This is a genomic window from Paenibacillus terrisolis (assembly GCF_056171975.1).
Window position 1 is genome coordinate 96,273 of record NZ_JBKFGG010000027.1, and the last position, 20,133, is coordinate 116,405.

19 protein-coding genes and 1 pseudogene are annotated in these 20,133 nt (G+C 48.8%); 6 read left to right on the forward strand and 14 right to left on the reverse strand.

Going from position 1 to position 20,133, the window contains the following annotated elements; translation table 11 throughout:
- The first annotated feature begins 78 nt into the window (after nt 1–78).
- A complete protein-coding gene (locus ACI48K_RS19630) occupies nt 79–1,041 on the forward strand; it encodes a helix-turn-helix transcriptional regulator (RefSeq protein ID WP_475029323.1) in 963 nt (320 codons plus the stop codon).
- 34 nt (nt 1,042–1,075) lie between these two features.
- On the opposite strand, the gene ACI48K_RS19635 is transcribed toward ACI48K_RS19630, so the two are convergent.
- The 3 genes from ACI48K_RS19635 to ACI48K_RS19645 form a co-directional block, all read right to left on the reverse strand.
- Nucleotides 1,076–1,336 carry a hypothetical protein gene (locus tag ACI48K_RS19635; RefSeq protein ID WP_475029324.1) on the reverse strand — a complete coding sequence of 87 codons (261 nt, stop codon included), beginning with the start codon at nt 1,334–1,336 and terminating at the stop codon, nt 1,076–1,078.
- Nucleotides 1,333–1,773, reverse strand: coding sequence for an aminoglycoside phosphotransferase/kinase family protein (locus tag ACI48K_RS19640; RefSeq protein WP_475029325.1), 441 nt, complete (start codon nt 1,771–1,773; stop codon nt 1,333–1,335). The genes ACI48K_RS19635 and ACI48K_RS19640 overlap by 4 nt, the downstream gene beginning before the upstream one ends.
- 176 nt (nt 1,774–1,949) lie before the next feature.
- On the reverse strand, nt 1,950–3,401 hold the full coding sequence (locus ACI48K_RS19645; protein WP_475029326.1) for an N-acetylmuramoyl-L-alanine amidase: 1,452 nt from the start codon (nt 3,399–3,401) through the stop codon (nt 1,950–1,952).
- Nucleotides 3,402–3,636: 235 nt separating this feature from the next.
- On the opposite strand from ACI48K_RS19645, the gene ACI48K_RS19650 reads away from it, so the two are divergent.
- Nucleotides 3,637–4,944, forward strand: a complete 1,308-nt coding sequence (locus ACI48K_RS19650; RefSeq protein ID WP_475029327.1) for an MFS transporter — start codon at nt 3,637–3,639, stop codon at nt 4,942–4,944.
- Nucleotides 4,945–5,070: 126 nt separating this feature from the next.
- On the opposite strand, the gene ACI48K_RS19655 is transcribed toward ACI48K_RS19650, so the two are convergent.
- The gene (locus ACI48K_RS19655; RefSeq protein WP_475029328.1) at nt 5,071–5,994 is read right to left on the reverse strand and encodes an alpha/beta hydrolase; all 924 of its coding nucleotides are present in this window, start codon (nt 5,992–5,994) and stop codon (nt 5,071–5,073) included.
- 128 nt (nt 5,995–6,122) lie between these two features.
- Between ACI48K_RS19655 and ACI48K_RS19660 the strand changes: the two are divergent.
- Together ACI48K_RS19660 and ACI48K_RS19665 are read left to right on the forward strand one after the other, a co-directional pair.
- Nucleotides 6,123–6,281 (forward strand): annotated as a pseudogene (locus tag ACI48K_RS19660) (helix-turn-helix domain-containing protein); the annotation flags it as partial.
- A 27-nt stretch (nt 6,282–6,308) separates the two neighbouring features.
- Nucleotides 6,309–6,689, forward strand: coding sequence for a hypothetical protein (locus ACI48K_RS19665; protein ID WP_475029341.1), 381 nt, complete (start codon nt 6,309–6,311; stop codon nt 6,687–6,689).
- 58 nt (nt 6,690–6,747) lie between these two features.
- On the opposite strand, the gene ACI48K_RS19670 is transcribed toward ACI48K_RS19665, so the two are convergent.
- The 8 genes from ACI48K_RS19670 to ACI48K_RS19705 all read right to left on the reverse strand — a co-directional run bounded on the left by ACI48K_RS19670 (nt 6,748) and on the right by ACI48K_RS19705 (nt 15,628).
- The gene (locus ACI48K_RS19670) at nt 6,748–7,491 is read right to left on the reverse strand and encodes an SDR family oxidoreductase (protein WP_475029329.1); all 744 of its coding nucleotides are present in this window, start codon (nt 7,489–7,491) and stop codon (nt 6,748–6,750) included.
- Between the two features lie 275 nt (nt 7,492–7,766).
- Nucleotides 7,767–8,144 carry a MerR family transcriptional regulator gene (locus ACI48K_RS19675; RefSeq protein WP_475029330.1) on the reverse strand — a complete coding sequence of 126 codons (378 nt, stop codon included), beginning with the start codon at nt 8,142–8,144 and terminating at the stop codon, nt 7,767–7,769.
- A 169-nt stretch (nt 8,145–8,313) separates the two neighbouring features.
- Nucleotides 8,314–9,765, reverse strand: a complete 1,452-nt coding sequence (locus ACI48K_RS19680; protein WP_475029331.1) for an ABC transporter substrate-binding protein — start codon at nt 9,763–9,765, stop codon at nt 8,314–8,316.
- 238 nt (nt 9,766–10,003) lie between these two features.
- Nucleotides 10,004–10,882 (reverse strand): SDR family NAD(P)-dependent oxidoreductase, encoded by an 879-nt coding sequence (locus ACI48K_RS19685; protein ID WP_475029332.1) that lies wholly within the window; start codon nt 10,880–10,882, stop codon nt 10,004–10,006.
- A gap of 302 nt (nt 10,883–11,184) precedes the next feature.
- The gene (locus tag ACI48K_RS19690; RefSeq protein WP_475029333.1) at nt 11,185–12,717 is read right to left on the reverse strand and encodes an ABC-F family ATP-binding cassette domain-containing protein; all 1,533 of its coding nucleotides are present in this window, start codon (nt 12,715–12,717) and stop codon (nt 11,185–11,187) included.
- Between the two features lie 404 nt (nt 12,718–13,121).
- Complete coding sequence (locus ACI48K_RS19695) at nt 13,122–14,402, reverse strand: DUF4179 domain-containing protein (protein WP_475029334.1); 1,281 nt, start codon at nt 14,400–14,402, stop codon at nt 13,122–13,124.
- Nucleotides 14,378–14,917, reverse strand: a complete 540-nt coding sequence (locus ACI48K_RS19700) for a sigma-70 family RNA polymerase sigma factor (RefSeq protein ID WP_475029335.1) — start codon at nt 14,915–14,917, stop codon at nt 14,378–14,380. The genes ACI48K_RS19695 and ACI48K_RS19700 overlap by 25 nt, the downstream gene beginning before the upstream one ends.
- A gap of 102 nt (nt 14,918–15,019) precedes the next feature.
- A complete protein-coding gene (locus ACI48K_RS19705) occupies nt 15,020–15,628 on the reverse strand; it encodes a TetR/AcrR family transcriptional regulator (protein WP_475029336.1) in 609 nt (202 codons plus the stop codon).
- A 169-nt stretch (nt 15,629–15,797) separates the two neighbouring features.
- Between ACI48K_RS19705 and ACI48K_RS19710 the strand changes: the two genes are divergently transcribed.
- Nucleotides 15,798–16,556 carry an SDR family oxidoreductase gene (locus tag ACI48K_RS19710; RefSeq protein ID WP_475029337.1) on the forward strand — a complete coding sequence of 253 codons (759 nt, stop codon included), beginning with the start codon at nt 15,798–15,800 and terminating at the stop codon, nt 16,554–16,556.
- A 65-nt stretch (nt 16,557–16,621) separates the two neighbouring features.
- Here ACI48K_RS19710 and ACI48K_RS19715 read toward each other — a convergent pair whose 3' ends face one another.
- On the reverse strand, nt 16,622–17,482 hold the full coding sequence (locus ACI48K_RS19715) for an SDR family NAD(P)-dependent oxidoreductase (RefSeq protein ID WP_475029338.1): 861 nt from the start codon (nt 17,480–17,482) through the stop codon (nt 16,622–16,624).
- A gap of 186 nt (nt 17,483–17,668) precedes the next feature.
- Here ACI48K_RS19715 and ACI48K_RS19720 point away from each other — a divergent pair, with 186 nt between their 5' ends.
- Nucleotides 17,669–18,607, forward strand: coding sequence for an AraC family transcriptional regulator (locus ACI48K_RS19720; protein ID WP_475029339.1), 939 nt, complete (start codon nt 17,669–17,671; stop codon nt 18,605–18,607).
- Nucleotides 18,608–18,695: 88 nt separating this feature from the next.
- Here ACI48K_RS19720 and ACI48K_RS19725 read toward each other — a convergent pair whose 3' ends face one another.
- Nucleotides 18,696–19,727 carry a stalk domain-containing protein gene (locus tag ACI48K_RS19725; protein WP_475029340.1) on the reverse strand — a complete coding sequence of 344 codons (1,032 nt, stop codon included), beginning with the start codon at nt 19,725–19,727 and terminating at the stop codon, nt 18,696–18,698.
- Between the last annotated feature and the right edge of the window lie 406 nt (nt 19,728–20,133).

A 20,133-nucleotide genomic window follows, 5' to 3' on the forward strand; every position in this document is an offset into this window, starting at 1 on the left:
ATGATTTGTCTTCATCATCTGATGAGTATATGATAGCCTTAAATCATGTCAAAAAATGAAACTGTTTAGGAGTTCCGGATGAAAAAAGTTGAACGGATTAATGTCATGATGCGGTATATCAACAACCGCGCCCATTTTACCATTTCCGAAATCATGCGGGAGTTTAACGTCTCTCGTTCGACAGCGATCCGGGATATCAGAGAAATTGAAGCCATGGGGATGCCGCTAGTCGCTGAAGTTGGCAGGGATGGAGGTTATTTTGTCATGCGCAATTCCGTCCTTCCCGTGGTCCGCTTTACCGATAATGAGGTCAAAGCTCTTTTTATTGCTTTTATGGCCACAAGAAATGGGCAGCTCCCTTTTCTAAAAAGTCGACAATCTTTAGCCGAAAAATTAATGGGCCTCATTTCGGAAAACCAGCAAGATGATCTTTTCCATTTAAATGAAATCCTGCTTTTTGAAGGAACTAATCCCCATAATCCCGACCTGCTCGATCTTTCGGACCTCCCCCACCCGATATTGGAAAAACTGATCCAAATCCTTCTATCGGATAGATATTTGCTGCTTAACCTTCAAGAAGAGAAGGTCGTACATTCCTATCCCGTCTATCTCTTGCACCTTTATCGCGAAAAAAGCGTCTGGCTGATTGAAGGCTTTGATTTAAAGGAAGAGAAAAAGCGGATTTTTCCTGTCGACGATCTCGTCGAAGTCAAGCCCTACTCGCCGGAAACCAGATTAAGCAAGAAAAAGATTTTAGAAAAACTAAGCAAACAAGAAGAAGCCATCAATGTAGTCCTTGAGCTTGGTCCAAAAGCAATTGCCCAGTTCAGAAAATACCATCCTTTACATGTTTCCGTTTCCTATACAAACCCTTTCCAAAGCACAGCCATTCTAAGGACTTTCATCAATGTTAACAAAACCGAAGAATTAACCGAATTAACCAATTGGCTGCTTTTTCTGGGCAGGGATATTAAGGTCAGGGAAATGCCGAAAGAGCTACTGGAAGGTTTACGAGAGAGATTATCCTTATACTGTCCATAATCGGCGTCATTTAAAACGAAGCGCTATTCCACATTTATATTGTGTAAAAGAAAGTTTCGCCGCTTAGGGAAGGTTTGCATAGCTGCTCTATCAGACGCGATATATTTTCGCGTATCCACGGATGCTTATTTTTCTGGCTTGCTAGAAACGTATAGTATCCGACAATGGCTAGAAACATGAAGGCTTCTAGCTGCAGGGTGTCTACTTTTCCCGACAGCTTATTCGTGTAGCCGGAAAGCAGAACATCCCGCAGCTCCGCTTTAATCGTCAAGGCGGCCATCGCGACGTCCATCATGTAATATCCGAAACCCGATGCAAATCGGCAATATTGGCTCCAAAGGCAGCAACCGTTTCCTCGTTATCAAAATCTGGCTTGGACACGGTTTCGCCGTCAATCCATTTTAATACCGAACAATTCACTTCTTCATCTTCCACAATGACAGTTGTTACCGCCTCATCGTTTTGATTGGGGACCGGCTTTTGAACAGGCAAATCGGAATAAGAAGACCAAGCAATCAGATATTCCAATTCCGATAGGATGGCCTCGCGTGTGTTGTGTATGCCCTGAAAGTTTTTTGTAATGGGTTTATGCATTCGCAGCAGGTAAGTATCGGGAGAGCCCTGTTCCATTAACTTGTACGTAATGTTTTCATTATGACGAATCAATTCGACAATCGGGTCAGCGAAAGAATAGTGCGGCAAGACTTCCTTATAACACTGAGCATAGTCCATAGAACCTCACCTTTCCACAAATGAACTTTATTGTGATCCTCATAAACAAATTCGGATTCAAGTCTTGGCTTAAGAATGCTCCCTTCATACTATTAAAATTTATCACACCGGAAGAAGAAGCGCCTTGCATATTTATATAAATCTACGACCACTGACTTTGGATTTGGCCGTGGAAATTAGTCAGACTGCGGATCCGGCAGATGCAGCATCTCTGGAACCGTTACGAAAGAATATCCCTCCTCTTTCAGTTCCGGAATCATTTGCTTCAGCGCTTCGATGGTGTTTGAGAGATGGTCCTTTCCGTTAGCGGTATGCTGCAGAACGATCCCTCCCGGATATAATTCCTTGTGGACCAGGTCCAAAATTTCTTTCGAGGACGCTCCCGACCAATCCGTGGTATCCACCGTCCAGTTGACAGCCGCCAAATTCATTTGGTGGATGCGATCCAGTTTATCTTTTTTCAATTCGCCATAGGGCGGCCGAAACAGGATGGGACGATATCCGATCAAATCCTCGAGCACTTTTTGCGTGTCTTCGACCTGCTTCAGCGCTTCATCCATTGAAAGGTCGTTGAAATGCGGATGCGACCAGGAGTGGTTGCCGATCGCATGCCCCTCCTCGGCGATGCGCTTTACCATGTCGGGATGGGCTTCAGCCTGATTTCCCAAAATGAAAAAGGTCGCCTTGACGTGATTTTTCTTCAGTATCTCCAGAATCTTGGGGGTCACGATACTGTCGGGGCCGTCGTCGAACGTTAGGGCCACCCGCTTTCCTTCCTTCGACGAACCGTTAAAATAGATTTTGTCTTGGGTGGGGAGCTGATCCTGACTTCCGGTTGCCGGCGGCACTTCTTTGAAATCTTTAGAGGGAGCATCGTTATGCGGCGCGCTTTGGTTAAAATATTTCTTTAGCCCCTCCACGATGGCGCGGGCCGCGCGATCTTGTCCATCGCTGCCGAGCAGCGTCTGCTCATCGTCCGGATTGGTCAGGTAGCCCGCCTCGACGAGCACCGCTGGCATTTTCGCCGATGACAGGACCACAAGATGCTCCTGCTTCACGCCGCGGTCCCGGAAGCCCAGCGCCGCTGCCACTTGCTCTTGCAGCGCTTCGGCAAGCGGGATACTCTCGTCGTAGCGATACAAGGTTTCCGTCCCGGAAGTTCTCTGATCCTCATAAGTGTTGCCGTGAATCGAAACCAGCGCATCCGCATTCCAATCGTTAGCGATCGCCGCCCGATCCTCCAATTCGATGAATTCATCGTCCGTACGAGTCATGCGGGCTTCAAACATGGGTTCCTTCTCCAGCAGCTCATACACCCGCTGAGCCAGCGACAGGTCAAATTCCTTTTCATAAGCGCCGCTGGCCCCTGTTGCTCCCGGATCTTTGCCTCCATGCCCAGCATCGATCACGATTCGGTATTTCGAAGGATTCGTGGAATTGGATGAAACGGCCGCCGCCGCTTCCGATCGTTCCGACAGTTGAGGGATTAGTTTGGTAACCGAGGACCCCGAGTTCCATGCCAATTTAATTCCGAGTAAAAAAACGAATAAAATCAGTAGAATATAGACACCTTTAACAGGCTTTCTGCGTTTGCGGTAACTACGTTTGCCGTATCTCCGGTTGTTCATTCTTCCTCCTTGTGTGTGTCAATCGATAGATTTGCGGGGCTTAAGCACATGGGGATTCCCGCCTGAACACAATATAGATCAAGGATGTGGAGAACGTTTTACCAAGATGTCACCAAGTTGTATACAATTTTAGGCGCTAGATTAGGGTCGGATTGCCGGAATCTCTCCTCTTCCTTCCGTCATTGCTACCTGCTAGAATAGATGAGTTGATATAGAAACCGGAGGATTGGGCAAAGTGGGCTTTATACGCACTTCGTTTCTGGAAATGCAAGGTTGGTCCAGAAACATCAAATTATTTTTCCTGGCAAACATCCTTTACCAAATCGGCACCGGCATGTTCGGGGTGCTTTATAATCTCTACATACAAGGGCTTGGGTACGGCGACGCCATGAACGGGCGTGTGGTAAGCATTCAGTCCTTGGCCACGGCGCTGATGTTCGTGCCTATCGGCATTTGGGGCGATCGCACCAGCCGCAAAAAAATACTCGTACTCGGCGCCTTGCTGAGCGGGATAGGCTTTATTTTTCGTTCTTTCTCATCCGGCGAGGCCGCTTTGATCGGCTTTGCCGTGTTTACCGGGTTGTTCGCCTCTTTCTTTCAAGTGCTGTCAATCCCGTTCCTGGCTGAAAATATAGACAGCAAAAAAAGATTGCGCATGTTCAGCTATTTCTCCTCCCTCGGTCTTGCTTCACAGGTGATCGGCAGCATGGGAGGCGGAGTGCTTGCCGATGCGCTAAAATCCATTGGCTTCACAGATCTGATCAGCTTGCGAACCGTGCTGGTCATCGGCGGAGCGGCCACTTTGGCGGCCTTCATTCCGATGCTTTTCGTCCATGACCGAGACGGAGCCGCCGGCTCTCAGCTTAACCGAGGAGCGGCCGTTCATCGGCCTCAGCCGCCAACGGAGCCAATCCGCACCGCTGATCCAGGTGCGGTCGCCGGAATCTCCGCCGAGTCCAGAATGATATTCCGATTCGTATTCGCGCAGCTGTTGATCGGTCTCGGTTCCGGTCTCGTCGTCCCTTATCTGAATTTGTATTTCACCAACCGATTTTCCATTTCACTCTCCTTGATGAGCTTCCTAATCTCGCTCGGGCAGGTTATGACCATCTTGTCCATGATGATCGGCCCAACACTGGCAAACCGGGTTGGACAGGTGAAGGCCGTCGTGTGGTTTCAAATGCTGTCCCTGCCGTTCCTTGTACTAACCGGGTTTACGAATTGGGTCGCCGTCGCTGCCGTCAGTTTTCTGTTTCGTCAAGCGCTCATGAACGCGGCGACTCCGATTCAGTCCGCCATCATGATCGACCGGATTGCCGACAACCGGCGCGGCATCGCGAACTCGCTGACCCAAACCGCCTTCATGCTCGGATGGGCCACGATGGGCCCTGTCCAGTCGCATATGGTCACCACCTATGGAACGTACTGGGGATACGCTTTTACGTTTAGCATTACCGGCTGCCTTTACGTGGCCGCCTCTCTTTTGTACTACTTCATGTTTCGGGGCGATGTCGGCAAACCGGTTCCCGCAGAAAATCATTAAACCGTGCAGACACCTTCAGGAATAAAATAACAGAAGCATCCAAAACCACGTCTTCATGTGATTTTGGATGCTTCTTCTTTGTTATGCATTATAAATATTTTTTTGGGAATTTCAGACCCAGTCCGCTCAATTCAAATTTGAACGAAAGAAATCGGCAATTTTCGCCACTGCAGGTGTTACGTACTGCTCTTTATCGTAAAGATCCACATGGGAAGCTCCTTCAATCCAATGCAGCTCTTTGGGCTCTCCGGCTTTTTCGATGGCCTCCAGGGTCATCCAGGCCGTTTCGGCTTCCGTACCGGCAATCATCAGTAATGGTCGCGGGGCAAGCATATCAATAAAGCGGAACGGGTCGAAATATACGATTTTATCTATACTGTTCCAGGTAAAAGTCTTGGCCGAACGGGGATGCTGCGCGCGATCGGTGCAATAATATTCCCAGCCTTCAAACACATGCTGCCCGCCGGCACGCGCCTGTTCTTCGTTTTCGGGGAAAATAGGGAACGTGCCGACCCCTTCGCCGCGAGCCTCGGCGGTACGGGCAACCGCCGCAGCAGTAAGCAGTCCCTGAATAACGGCGGGATCCTGTTTGCCGTCGCTGCCAATCCGGAATTGTCTGCTGATGTCCGCAGCGCTGACCGTGGCCACCGCTTTAATTCTCAGGTCCGTCACGCTTGCCGGAATGACATAGGCTCCCGACGCGCAAATGCCCAATGCGCCAATGCGCTCAGGATCAACCTCGGGCTGCACACTGAGGAACGAAACGGCCGCTTTGATATCCTCAACACGATTGGCCGGGTCCTCCAAGCCGCGCGGTTCACCCCCGCTTTCTCCTTGAAAGGCTGCGTCAAAGGCAAGCGCGATAAAACCCAGTTCCGCCAGTCGTCCAGCGTAAAGTCCCGCTGTTTGCTCTTTGACGCCGCTGCCGGGATGGCTGACCACAACCGCCGGTCGCGTTCCTGCATTCCGGTCCTCCGGCACGTAAAGATGACCGGCTATTCTTATGCCGTCGCTATAAAAAGAGACATCTTTCCTCGAAAAATTTGCCATCGACGATTCCTCCAAATTGAGATTTGTTTGTTCGTTATTACATTTACGATATTTACATAATAAATAAATAATGTCAAGTTAAATTTAACGAACTTGACATCCGTTGACTTGTTCGTTAAGTTAATAATATGGATAAAAAAGAATCGGCAAGACTATCGCAGGTTTTAGAAACGGCACTGGTTGTTTTTGCCCGGCACGGGTACAGAAAGACGTCGATCGAGGATATAGCGAAAGCTGCGGGAATATCCCGTCAAGGTCTTTATCTTCATTTCAGGAATAAAGACGAAATTTTCAGCGCTTCGATACAGAAATCGTTGGATGACGGGCTGCAAGCGGCAAATTTAATTCTTGAAGATAGGAGTTTAACGCTGGAAGAAAAGCTGCTGAATGTTTTGGATGAGTGGTTTGGCCGTCATGTTGGGCTTCTCCAGCCCGATGCCTCCGATCTCGCGGCTCATTGCGAGCGCTTGCTTGGAGATTTGGTTGCGAGGAAGGACTCTGTTTTTCAAAAAAAATTGATCCAAACGTTACTGGAGAGTTCCGCCGAAAGAACAGCGGCCTCTGAGCGAAACGCGGCAACCGTTGCCGAAGTGTTGTGCGCTTGCGCCGTAACCTGGAAGCATACGCTGAACTCCCGCCAGGAGTTTCTGGACAAATTAAAAGAAACGATACAATTATGTTGTAAAAATCTATAGCTTTGGCGCCGCCCCCTCTCCATCTGCTTTACTGAGAGAAATGGGCGGCGCCCCTATTTTACAGGCTTTGTGCGGTTGGCCGAACAATCATTTCGTTAATGTCCACGTTAGCCGGCTGCTGAATGGCAAACAAAATCGTCCTGGCAATGTCGCCGGCATCCAGCGGGGTCCATTCTTTGTTGCCCAATTTCTCAAGTGCCGGGAAAATCGTGGTGTCCGTAATGGTGTCGCTAAGTTCAGTTGCCACAGAGCCGGGACAGATCAGGGTGGTCCGAATGTTTTGCTTCGGACCGATCTCTGTTCGCATCCCTTCCGTCAACACGCGAACCGCATGTTTGGTTGCGCTGTAGACGGAGCTGGACGGAAAAATCACATGCGAAGCAATGGATCCGAAATTAATGATATGCCCCTCGTTGCGTTCCTCCATATGCTTATAAACGGCGGCCATTCCATAAAGAACGCCTTTAATGTTTACATCGATCATTTGCTCCCATTCCTCCACTTTTAAATTCCGGAAGAACGAGAGCGGCATGACTCCCGCATTATTGATTATGATGTCAATTTGACCGTAGGTTTTAAGAGTTGTGTCCGCCAAAGCCTGCATGTCCGCCCGAGAAGTAACATCCGTCACCTTATAGCTGGCTTCTCCCCCTTCGTTGACGATTTCATCGCGCAGCTGCCGCAAACGTTCTTCACGGCGGGCGGCCATCATCACTTGAATCCCGTGTTGGGAGAGAAGTTTGGCCGTAGCTGCCCCCATTCCGCTGCTTGCACCTGTAATTATCGCTACTTTTGCACTCATATGAGATTCCCCTTTTTTCGTTTTTAGCCAGTCGGCCCTGACTTGATTTTAGGATAACAAGTGGAGTTAACTGTAAGTCAAATCTCAATACAGGAATATGATTATGGCTTATTTTCCCCATATATCCTCGCGTTTTATTGTAAAGTACAATTGGGTAATGAAAAAAAGCGATGAATATGGCGGAATCCCCTTATAGTTTACTCTAATCGAACACCAAAAAAACGCTTCCCTTCGGGACGCGTTTGACTGAAGTAAAAAATATACCGGATGACCGATTAAGGCAGCATTCTGGCGACTCCTTTTTCCTGCATATCGTATAAGGCCAACTTATAATTAATAATCTCCAAATATTTCAAAGTTTCCGTGATATGGCTCTCGACGGTTTCCTTGTGCTTGAGCATCATTTGCTTGCGTTTCTGGAAAGTGCTCTCGCCTTCCTTATACAAATCCACATACTCCTTGATCTCGGCCAGGGGCATGCCCGTGGACCGCAGCGACAGAATAAAGTTTAACCACTCGCGGCTTTCATCGTCATACAACCGATTGCCGCTCGGGTCGCGCTTGACGTTTGGCAGGATCCCTTCCCGCTCATAATAACGGAGCGTGTAGGTCGAAATGCCGATCTCCTCCGAAATTTCCTTAATCGTGGACATTGCTTCTCCTCCTCGCTTTAGAGCCAACTGTAACCGTATTGAGGGATCATGCTGTTTGAGTAGCCGGCTCATGAGCTTCTTGAGTTAGAGTTTACTCTATTGCTTAAGAAAATTTCAAGCCATGTTTCACAAAGAGATCATTTACAGATTATTCAAATAATAGAAATGCTCATTCATTAAGATACAGATCGGCTTTGCTCTGAATCAGCTTGGCGACTTCCTCCGCCGATTTCTGGCCTTTGAAGAACGCCTCGCTCTCTTCCGCAATGATCTCGTCGATTTTGGACGGCTTCCCGATGGCGTGAACCGCCCCCGTCAAAAAGCCTTCCAAATTTTCGAGCTGCGTATTGTCGGCTTTGACCGTCCCTCCGTCTGCCGGACCGTTCGGAGCGATGGTGATGGATCCCGTTTTTCGAATCTGATCGACCTGTTTATCGTACGCGACCTTGTTGATCGGAAAACCCGGAAACGAAATGTCACTGATGGAGTATTCTGAATGGCTGCTGCTTTCCGTAACGACCGCCGCTTCCTCGGAGATAAGGAAGACTATAAATTTCCAGGCCTCGTCCTTGTTGGGCGAGTTTGCATTGATTCCGACCGTCTGGCTGGTTTTGAAGTACCCCCCGTCTCCCAGCTCCGGCGCATGCGGTTTCGTATACAGCTTGGTGTGTCCGCCGAAGGAATTCATAATCATCAAATAATCCGACAGCGATTGAATTGGCGTCTCCTGGAAATATACGGGATCATTTTTCCCTGCTCTGTTCCCGATCTGCTTGACCACGCCTTCGTCGAACATCGTCTTGATCCGCTGCAGCAAAGCGATGAAGGCGGGAGAATCAAACTTGGCTTTGCGCTTAGCTTCATCGACATATAGCGGATAATTTTCGGTGACCATTTCGCCGAGTAAATACTTCGTGTCGCTGAGGAAGGCATTTTCGATCTCTCCCTTCTGCTTCAACTGCTTGGCAGTTTCCGAGAAATCGTCCCAAGTCCAGCTCCGATCGTCAATTTGAATACCTGTCTTGCCGATTGCATCTTCATTGCCGAGAATTCCGTTCAAATAGAAAGAAAGCGGCATGGCGTAGAGTCCTCCGCCGATCTCGCTGTTGTCCAGGATGTTGGTAAAATAGGCGGACCTATCGAACGAAGCATCCTGCTTCATCATGTCCTTCAAATCGACGAGCAGATCCCGGCTCGCATATTTGTCCGTCGGCAGCAGATCCATCTCAAGAAGATCGGGTCCCTTGCCCGCGAGCATCGTCGTGTTCGTGGACGTCACATATTTCTGGACATTTGCTTCCTGCGAGTCGACATCTTTAAATTCGGCTTGCGTATAGGTTAACTCGATCGTCACATTCGGATGAAGCGACTCGTATTTCTTCACGGAAGCCTTTAATTGCGCGCTCGGATTGACCGTGGCGAACACGAGCTTCACCGGGCCCGTCTCACCGCTGTCTTCCGGCTTGCCGCCAGCGTTTTGCTCATTCTTGCTGTCTATCGTATTGCCGCTGGCTCCATTGGCCTGAGAAGACGGAGCTCCAACTACCGCTTTACTTCCGCTGCAGGCAGAGAGACTGAGCATAATCAAACAGAGACTTAAAATAATACTCGCTTTTCTCATCGCATAACCAACCTTTCCGGTCGGACCGCATTTCTTGCGCTTCGCGCGCGGCACGTCCTTAATTAATGTAAGGCAGCGATGTGAACAAAGCTTCACCGACTTGTAAACAAATTGTCTCCAAAATAAGGGTGACTGCGAACCGCGAGTCGTATTAAAAGGCGGGTCTAACGATAACGTTCAACCCGCCTATCCGGTGCCTGATCCCTCAGGGTTTATCTTATCGCAGCACTTTCGTTCGTTACTTAAGCAGCGAAGGATGCAGTTCTTGAGGGCCTCCAAGGGTATAGCGGTAGGACATCGGAATACCGCCGTCCACATCGGTCACGCCAAGAGCGAGTCCTAGTTCCGCGCCGATGAGCGCTCTTCCGGAAAGAGACATTCTCAAATCGGATTCATATAGTGCCGCAATCACGCGGCCGGTAAACTCGGGCGACTCCCGCTTTTGTTTCGGAATTTGGTCTTCCGGAAGCGAAGCAAGATACGCGCGCGCGCGTTCGGTATCAAGACCGCCCATCCATATCGATACGGCCGCGATATTATGCGATCTTAGCTCCATTGCCATATCGGCCGCCATTTTGTCGCCTCCAGCCTTTTGCGCTCCGTAAGCCGGTCCCTGGTGGTAGCTAACCGCGCCGTAATGACCGGTGTTGACGATTAGCCCTTTACCGTTTTCAATCATCAGCGGGACCGCGTAATAGCTGGAAACGTAATGGGACCGAAGACCAACGGTAATGATGTCCGCGGCATCCAGGTTTTTTTCCCAAAAGCCTCCGGCGGCAGGCTCTGCAACCTTCGCGGCATTGTTGACGAGCAGGTCCAGTTTTCCGTAATCCCGCTTGACCCTCGCAAACAGCTCCGCTACGGCTGCGTCATCGGCATGATCGACAACAACCGGAATACCTTTGCCCCCGGCCTGGGTGACTAATTCTGCGGTCTCGCCGATGCTTCCACCGTAAGCCGAATTGCTGTTTGCCGTGCTCCGTCCCGTCACATAAACAACGGCGCCGGCTTTGCCAAGCGCGAGGGCAATCCCCTTCCCGGCTCCCCTGCTGGCTCCGGTGACGACAGCGATTTTGTTTTCAAATTTATTTGCAGCATCTGTGGCATTTTGCGGCATAACGATTCCATCCTTTCCCTGTAACGGATTTGAGAAAATTAATTAGCCAGCTAATCTTCTCAGCATAATTTTTCAGTTGATTTCTAATCTTTCCTGCCTTCTTATTTACGATTAGTTAGCCGGCTAATTAAATGTCTAGTTTTGTTATAGCACGAATCTCTCGGTAAAGTAAAGAGACGCCGGACCGAACAAAAAACGTTCAGTACGGCGCTGTCTGGATCCGTTTAAAAAAATTGTCGGGACATTCCCCATCCATGCGGATCGGCGAACCTCCGGTCCGCGTTTATAACGCGGTTCCTTCGTCAAGCTTGTTGCAGTTTGATTACGCGATCGGTCCAATCATTATAGAAGCTCTTGTCATGGGACACCAGCAGCACGCTTCCCGAAAAACGCGCCAATGCTTGCTGCAGCGCACTTTTGGTCTCCGCGTCCAAATGATTCGTTGGTTCGTCCATGATCAGAAAATTGCATGGAGCAAGGAGTAGCCCGCATAGCTTCACCTTCGATTGCTCGCCGCCGCTAAGCGTGCCAACCGCTTGGAGGGCGTGATCTCCTCTGACGCCGCAAAGCGCCAATTGACGCCGGATTTCTTTCTTGTTCAAATCGGGAAAACGCTCCGAAATCAGCTGTATCGGCGTCAGCATCGGATTCGCCCATTTCAGCTCCTGTTCGTAGTATCCGATTGACGCTTGCTCCGAGAACCGGAAGGAGCCGGCAATGCCCGGAAGCCTTCCTACGAGCGTATGGAGCAGGGTGGATTTCCCTATCCCGTTAAACCCCGTAATCACAAGCTTCTCCCCTCCGGCAACCGAAAAATTAAGTTTCGGCAGCAAAGATATACGATACCCAACCTCCAGCCCTCGCACAGTAAGAGCGGCTTGCCCCGGTAACGGCCGTTCGCGGAAAACGATCGTAGGATGATGGACAAAACCCGGCGGAGCCAGCCGCTCCAATCTTTCGAGCCGTTTTCTGCGGCCTTGAGCCATTTTGGTATTGACGCCGGCAATATTCCTGCGAATATATTCCTCCGTTTTTTCGATATGCTTCTGCTGCGCTTCGTAGCGGCGAACGTAGTCCTGCCGTAAATGCTCCTTTTGCCGGAGAAAATCCGAATATTTGCCATAATATTTCCGGATCGTTCCGAACTCGATGTCGCCAATGCAGGAAGAGATTTTCTCCAGAAAGTCAAAGTCATGGGACACGACGATAAAAGCGCCGCCGAAGCCCGCGAGGAAGTTGGCCAACCATTCCACATGGTTTTGATCCAGAAAATTGGTAGGCTCATCGAGCAGCAGAACATCCGGTTGTTCGGCGAGCAGCTTGGCCAGAATGACCTTGGTTCGTTGTCCTCCGCTTAATTCACGAAGGAAACGATCCATGCCTATAGCGTCGATACCCAGACCTCCGGCTATTTTCGCGAGCCGGCTTTCAACGGAGTAGAAATCCTCCGCTTCGAGCTGTTCCTGACAAGCCGCGGCCTGCTGCAGCGGCGCTTCTTGGCCGGTAAGAGCGCTTTCTTCATAAAGTTTGCTCATTTTCCGTTCGATCTCGTATAAATGGGCAAACGCCGTTTTCAGATATTCCGAAATAGTTAACGCACCGCCTAATTCGGCATATTGGTCCAGATGACCGATCTTCAAATGGGATTGCCATTTTACGGCGCCTTGATCCGGGACGATCTCCCCTGTCAATATTTTGATTAACGTGCTTTTTCCAGTTCCGTTTTGTCCGACAATCCCCATATGCTCACCTTTGAACAGCTCAATGGAGACATCTTCGTACAGTTTTTTGTCATCAAAGGTGTGAGACAAATTTTCGACTTTTAATAAGCCCATGGTGATTCCTCTTTTCTCGAAAAATAAAAAAGCAGAGGGTATAGCGTCACGATGACGCAAACCCTCTGCTGATGCGTGTATCCAATCCGGTCTCGGCTGCGATGAACCGCCAAAACCGCCGCGCGCACAAAGGGCCACCGACAAGGCGATGTCGATGGCCCTTAATCTAATTACATCGGCAAAATAGCCATGTTCAAACAAGCATAGAAAACTACGCTATTGGACAGACCCTTTTGCCGATGAATTCAGGAAAGCATTATGCTTCCCGATTAGGCTCCGTACAACGCTTCATCGCGTTCAATTGTACGGAGCGAACAGTTCTCGTAAGTTTGACATACTTGATGTACAGCATGTTCAGCACCTTCCCTTTTCGCAGAAAATCGTAACACACGCTTTATTCCGCGTCAATTCCCGGAAGTAAACCGGTGCTGCTGCAAATCAACAGTGACTCCAAGGCCCTCCAGGTAGTAAGGCGCGTAAAACTGGGAGGTGCAAATATAATATGAATCGGCCGTGTCGACATTGGAAAAAGAAACTTGATATTTTTGACCGTTGTCATGGACGCGGATAGGTACGCCGTCTTTGTAGTACACGTTTCCCTTGCTGTCCTCCAGCCAAATTTCATATACTTGATCGAAAATACGCGCACCCGCAACCTCGTAAGTAAGCGTTAATTTGTTTTTATCCGATTTCTCGTCCAAGACAGTGAGCGAACCCGCTTTCCCTTGAGAAAGAGTGATGGGTTTTCCTTCCCATTCCCCGTCCATTTTGGTCGTGGAATAAGAACTGCTCAAATAAGGTTTGATCGTTACTTGCTTAGGCGTGGATTCAAATGGTTCGAAATAATATTTATATTGATTGCTATTCGAATCTGCATGTCCATGTCCGCTTATGGGCTGAAGAACTCGGCCCTGTTCGTCGTAAACCTGGAAATCCCAAAATGCTTGATCGCTATTTTGGAGACTAAATGAAATTTCTGTGGTGGTCGGAAATAACGTCAGTTCATCATAGTTTATTTTCACGTCATTCCAAGCTCCTGTTTTGGCAATCTTAAAGGTTTCATTGCCTCCCCGGCGTTTGATAGGAATCCGGGATAATATTTCGGATTTATCTCGGGACATGATCCCAAGCATAAATGAGTCGGGCAGCTCGTCGTCCACATGAATGCTTAAGGTTCCCGCATACGTCTCATTATCCAGTTTTTGCATGCTCATATTCGAACCGTAGCTGCTCAGCCTCTTCCCGTCTACCGAAAAAATGAGGTTATTGGCGAAGGAAAACGGATCACTGTCATTCGTCGGAATGATAAACCCCAAATTTATGTTTGATCCGTCATACAGACTTTCCGTGAAGGTAACCGTGTGATTTTCAATTTGCACCCGCTGACCTAATTTTGTTGTCAAATGAAGCTGGTTCCCTCTTTTTACGCCGACATCGCCGATCAGCTCAAAAACCGAACCGATTAGAGGAAGCGATTTGATGGTCTCCGCCAAAGCCGGGGATAAAGATGACAGCGCAAATATAAGTACAAGGACTGCGGCAGTCACAGCCGTACCGTAACGAAGCCTGGACGTCGTCTTGCGGTTTTTCTTCAGTTGCACAAGCGTTGCTTCTACACGTTGATTGACGGATTCGGGTAAAGACAAATTCACTTGTTTCTTTAATTCCCGCTCCCATTCTTCCATGGATACCCCTCCTGCTTCCCCAAAATACGGTGCGCATTCTCCCGTGCCCGGCGCAGCCAAGTTTTAATCGTGTTCTCGGGCCTTTGATAAATTCCCGCCAGGTCTTTAACGGAGAGATCTTCAATATGGTAAAGCCTCAGGAGACTGCGGTCTTCCTCGGGAAGCACCGCAAGCAGCTGTTCCAGTTCAACATTTTCCAGACCGTTATCCCTAGAAGCGGGTTCCGTGTACTCATTAAATTCGACTACCTTTTGATGGTGCCGACGAATTTGATTGCATTCATTGATCACGATGCGAAGCAGCCAAGTTTTAAAATAATCCGGCTCTCTGATCGTGACTATTTTCTCAAACGCTTTAAGAATGGCTTCCTGGATGGCGTCGGCACAATCCGCATCGCTGGTCAGCATTGTCTTCGCTACCCGATACATGACGGTTTTGTTGGATTGAATCAGACGCTCGAAAGCATGGATATTCCCCCTTTGCGCCCTTCTTACTTCCTTTGCCGCATCGTCCATAACATCTCCCCCCTCTATCTTATCGGACACATGTTAGATGCATGGAACTATTACGAGGTTTCAATCTTTATAAAAAATGAAAAACCCGCAATTACCGCGGGTCTATTTGATATATGAACCTTTAACCAATGTCTTTGCGACCCCCGGGCGGTAGTTGACGATCTTTACCAGTTGTTCCTGCATGTATTCCGGAGATGGTTTGAATCCTCCTTCAATCCAGTGGAACACGAGTCCGAGCAGCGCGTGGATGGAATAAACCGTCAACAGCTCTTCGTCGATGTCTTTTTTCGTATATACCAGTTCTTCAGTAAAAATCCTCTTGATCGCGGTGAACATCTTCTCCCGGAGCATCGCCAGCCTGTCGCTTTTCATCAGCACGGTATAAATCGCCGAGTACTCGTAAATATGCTTGAAGATCATGATGGAGTGCGCCGAAAGCTGGTCGACATGGAAATATTCCGCCTTTTCGTAAGGAGCTCGAAAGGAAACCGACAGTTTGTCCATCAGATCGGAGATGGTATCCTCCAGCAGCGCATCTTTGCAGTCATAATTGGAGTAAAAAGTTCCGCGGTTATAGTTGGCAAGCTCCGTGATTTCCGTTATGGTTATCGCCGGGAACGCCTTGTCTTTCATGAGCTTCAGCAGCGCTTCCCGTAAGGCCGCCCGGCTGCGGACGATTCGGCGGTCCGTTTTTTTGCCGCTATCAGTCATGCCGCTTCTCCCCTCTTATAGCATTATTGAACAATTTCCTTCAAGCTGTACGATAACTTACGAATCTGCCCATTTTACTGATTGTATAAATTATTTTATTTTAATTATAATTAATTTGAAAGATATTCTCTATTAAGCACTTTCATCAAACAACGAAGGGGCGTTTTTTATGAGATTAACCGGGAAAGTTGCCGTAGTAACAGGCGCCGCGTCCGGGATGGGGAAAGCGATAGCGGAATTGTATGCGGCCGAAGGGGCAAAGGTGGTCGTGTCCGACCTTCGTATTGAACCCGCGCAAGCCGTTGTGGACGGGATTGCGGCCCAAGGAGGCACGGCTGTCGGTGTTGCTGCAAACGTTGCCAAAGAGGAAGATGTGCAGATCCTCATCGATACGGCGATTGAGAAATTCGGAACCGTTGACATTCTCGTCAACAATGCCGGCATCATGGACAACTTCGTGCCGGCCGGAGACTTGACGGATGAGCTGTGGGAACGCGTCTTCGCCGTCAATACGACCGGCCCGATGAGAACAATCCGCAAAGTGCTGCCGCTTTTTCTGGAGAAGCAAAGCGGCGTCATCGTCAACATTGCTTCTGCGGGAGGTTTGATGGGATCCCGCGCCGGCGCCGCGTATACCGCTTCAAAACACGCCGTCGTTGGCCTCACCAAAAACGTCGGTTTTCAATACGCGCCGAAAGGCATTCGCTGCAACGCTATTGCGCCGGGTGGCGTCAATACCAACATCGGCACGACGCTGACCAGTCCGAATCCTTTCGGAATGGAGAGAGCCATGGCCGGCATCAACCTCAACCCGCGCTCCGGCGACCCGGAAGAGATTGCCAAAGTGGCGCTGTTCCTCGCCTCCGATGACGCAAGCTTTGTCAACGGTACGGTGGTAACCGCCGACGCGGGCTGGACGGCATATTAAGCACGTATAACACCAAACAAGGAGCAGTTGCCGACAGCAGCCGCTCCTTGTTTTTGTTGACTTGATCAGATTTCTTTTCCCATCACCGACGAGGTTGAGCCGATATCCGTCGATATGCTTGTTTCGTGCCACCGTTCGGCGTCGGCCGCGCGTTCCTTGTCGGCTTGATCGCTTAGGTACACTGCGTCGCTGCCCAACAGCAAATGGTTCGGCAGGTCGTCCGCATAAGCCAGCTTCAGGATAACCTGCGCCACCTTATTCGGGTCGCCGTTTTCTTGACCCCAATGATCCTCAAGTAAACGAAGCTTGTCTCCTACCGACGCTTCATAGTCCGGGAGGAATTGCGGCCGATGATCCGTCGCCCGTTTCCCCCAATTGGTCCGCATCGATCCGGGTTCAACAGCGCAAACTTTTACGCCAAACGGCGCGGTTTCCTGCGCCAGCGCTTCGGTAAATCCGCCGACGGCCCATTTCGCCGCATGGTAAGCGGTGCCTCCCGCAGCGGCAAAACGGCCGCCGACGGAAGAGATTTGCAGGATATGCCCGCTGCGCTGCTTCCGCATGATCGGCAGAGCCGCCCGGGTGAGGTAAACAACCCCGTAGAAGCAGGTATCCACCAGTTTTTTAAAATCCTCGGAACGGGTTTCTTCAAACGGTCTGACATCTCCATACCCCGCGTTATTAACCAGAACGTCAAGTCGTCCAAAGGAATCAATTGCAGCCTTAACAGCCGACTTTGCCGCATCCTCATCCGTTACATCCAAAGGCGCGACGCAAATTTGATCGCCGTATTGTTTCACGAGATCGTCAAGCTGCTCCGGTCTTCGGGCCGTTGCAACCACACGCTCCCCTTTAGCAAGCGCAGCCTCGGCGATGTCTCGCCCCAAACCGCTTCCGCTGCCGGTAATCAACCATACTTTTGACAAGTGAATCATCTCCAGACGAATATTTTTATGAAACAGGCCGATAATGCTGTGCTTCGGCCTTGTTTACTTCATTTTAAATTGATATATAATAGGGCTGATAGTTGGATTATGCTCTTTTATTGCCTAAAAATACGATGAGCTGATAGAGAATGATTTATAAAACGCACCGAGGAAGGGATTGCGAGGATGTTCTTCAATACTGATGCCAAGTCTGTGCTAAACCGCCTTCTTAACTTGATCTCCCCGTTTCCGTTCAACCATGGAACCTTTGAAACGAATATTCCTTTTTTGGCTTTGCTGAAGGAAATCGAACCCTCTATCGTCGAGCAAAGCGGATTTCTTGATTCTTCCATTTGCATCGTGATCCAAGGCGGCAAAAAACTGATTGTAGGCGAAAAAACGATTGATTACGGAGCGGGTAATTACGTCGCTTCCGGCATCGACATGCCGATCAAGGGACAGGTTACGACGGCTTCGTATGAAGCGCCTTATATGGCGATCAAGATCTCGTTTACATCCGAAGAAATTGCATCTGTAGTACTAAAAGCAAAAATCATGCCTCAAGAAGAGAGCCGCTTAAACGAAGGGGTTTTTGTCGGAACTGCCGGACTTGAGGTGTTATCGGTGCTTGAAAGATTGCTTCAGCTTTCCAGTGATTCGCATGCCGTCGCCTTTCTCGCTCCTGCCATGAAGCAAGAGCTGATCTATCGCCTGCTCACCGGCGAAGATGGTGGGAGCTTCTACAATAACATGCTGCAGCATCATGAAGCTTCGGGTATCAGCAAGGCAATCCGTTATGTAAAAATGAATGTTGAACGTACGATCACGGTGGATGAACTTGCCCGCGTCGGCAATATGAGCGTGTCCACGCTGCATCATAAATTCAAAGCCGTAACCACGCTGAGTCCGATTCAATATCAAAAGCAGCTTCGGCTTCAGGAAGCGCGCCGGATGCTTCTGGGCGGCGGCGTTGATGTGACTCGGGCGGCATACCAAGTCGGCTATGAGAGCTTGACGCAATTTAATCGCGAATACAAACGGCTTTTTGGGCGTCCTCCTCTCAAAGATATTCAAGCGATCCGAATGAAAACAAGCCCAGATGACAAGCAAGTCACCCGGGCTTAAACAAAAGGCTTGTAAGACGATATACGTCTTACAAGCCTTTTTTAAACAGATATGAAAATATGAATGTCTTTAGATTATAACAAATACGTTATTCTTGATTGTCTTCTGCAGCCGTAACGATGCCGATGGTTTTTGTTTTAGCATCCCACGTCGTCGTGATGCCAAGTGCATCTGTAATATCACGCAGCTTGAAGTAGTTGTTTCCGCCAATCGTGTATGCGGTAAGTTGTACCTCTTCATCATCAAGGTAAACTTTGGAGGTTGATAAAGTAGCCTTCTTGGCTGCCAGCTTCGCAGGTACGGCCAGTTCTCCGCCTTGAGCGGTATAGGCTTCGCCCGATGTCAGGCTGATGGTATTATGCTCGCCGTCAAAACCGACTTCAAAGTTCTTTGCGGTACCGTCCACTGCCTTAGCAATGTCACGCAGCTTGAAATAGGTGTTGCTATCGATGGTATAAGCCTCAAAAGAAACCTGTTTGCCGTCAACTACCACCTTCGAAACCGAAGGAGCAGCTGTTACTGTTTTTACTGTCGGCTTTACGGTAGTGTTGCCTGTATTCGGTACGGTAGTCTTCGTAGGCGAATCGGCAGGATCCGAAGCCGGCTCATCGGAGTCCGGAGTCGTTACAGCCGTGCCATCTCCAACGATGTAAATAATATTACTGGACTGATCGCCATCGCCGAAGCTCAATACGTAGAAAAGATCGGAAACGCCCCAGTAGGTCTTTGTAAGCTTTACGGTTGCCGTTTTATTGGCATCAATTTCATTTACGCTTTCTTCTGAACCGTCTATGGTCCACGATATAGCGCCGGCATAGGAACCGTCAGGATAATAAGAATTTAACACAGCAGACATTTTTTCCTTGGGTACAAATTTGATTTCGGCACCGTCTTTAACGAGAACAATTTGGTTGTTTTCTGCGGCAAGAATGTCCCGGAAATCTTGGTTGTCATCAAAGGCTTCAAGATCAATTTTTTCCGACTGAGTCCCTGTTTGACCGGTTAAAGTATAAGTATACTTGTCGGCGGGAACCTCTGCAGCAAATGCTGGTAATGAAGCGAATACCAACATGAGCACGGAAAGCATTAAAGCCAAAGAAACAGTTTTAGTCCTTCTCATAAAACTACCTCCCAAAAATTTGAAATGGCTTTCATAACTTCCCCAATAATATGTCCGTATTTTCACATAGTCAATACAATTCCTTAATATGGGTAAAATATAAGTAGATATTTGAAGGAATTATGGAAACAAAAATATCATTTATAGCAAATAAAAGTAAGAATATAAATGTTTAGGTCGATTTTTTGTATAAATATAATATAATCGTAAATTTATTGTAAAATCATGTTGCGAATAATCAGAACTACTTAAGAGGGACTTTCGTTAAAAAAGTGTCTTTTCGTTGAAAAAAAGCCGACCTGAAAGGTTTATTCTTAGCCGACTGCTCTTCTGTCAAAAAAGTGGACACTGCTCAATTTAAGCAACCCTTTCATAGTACAGTTGTTCAAAGCGTACCGGTGACAGG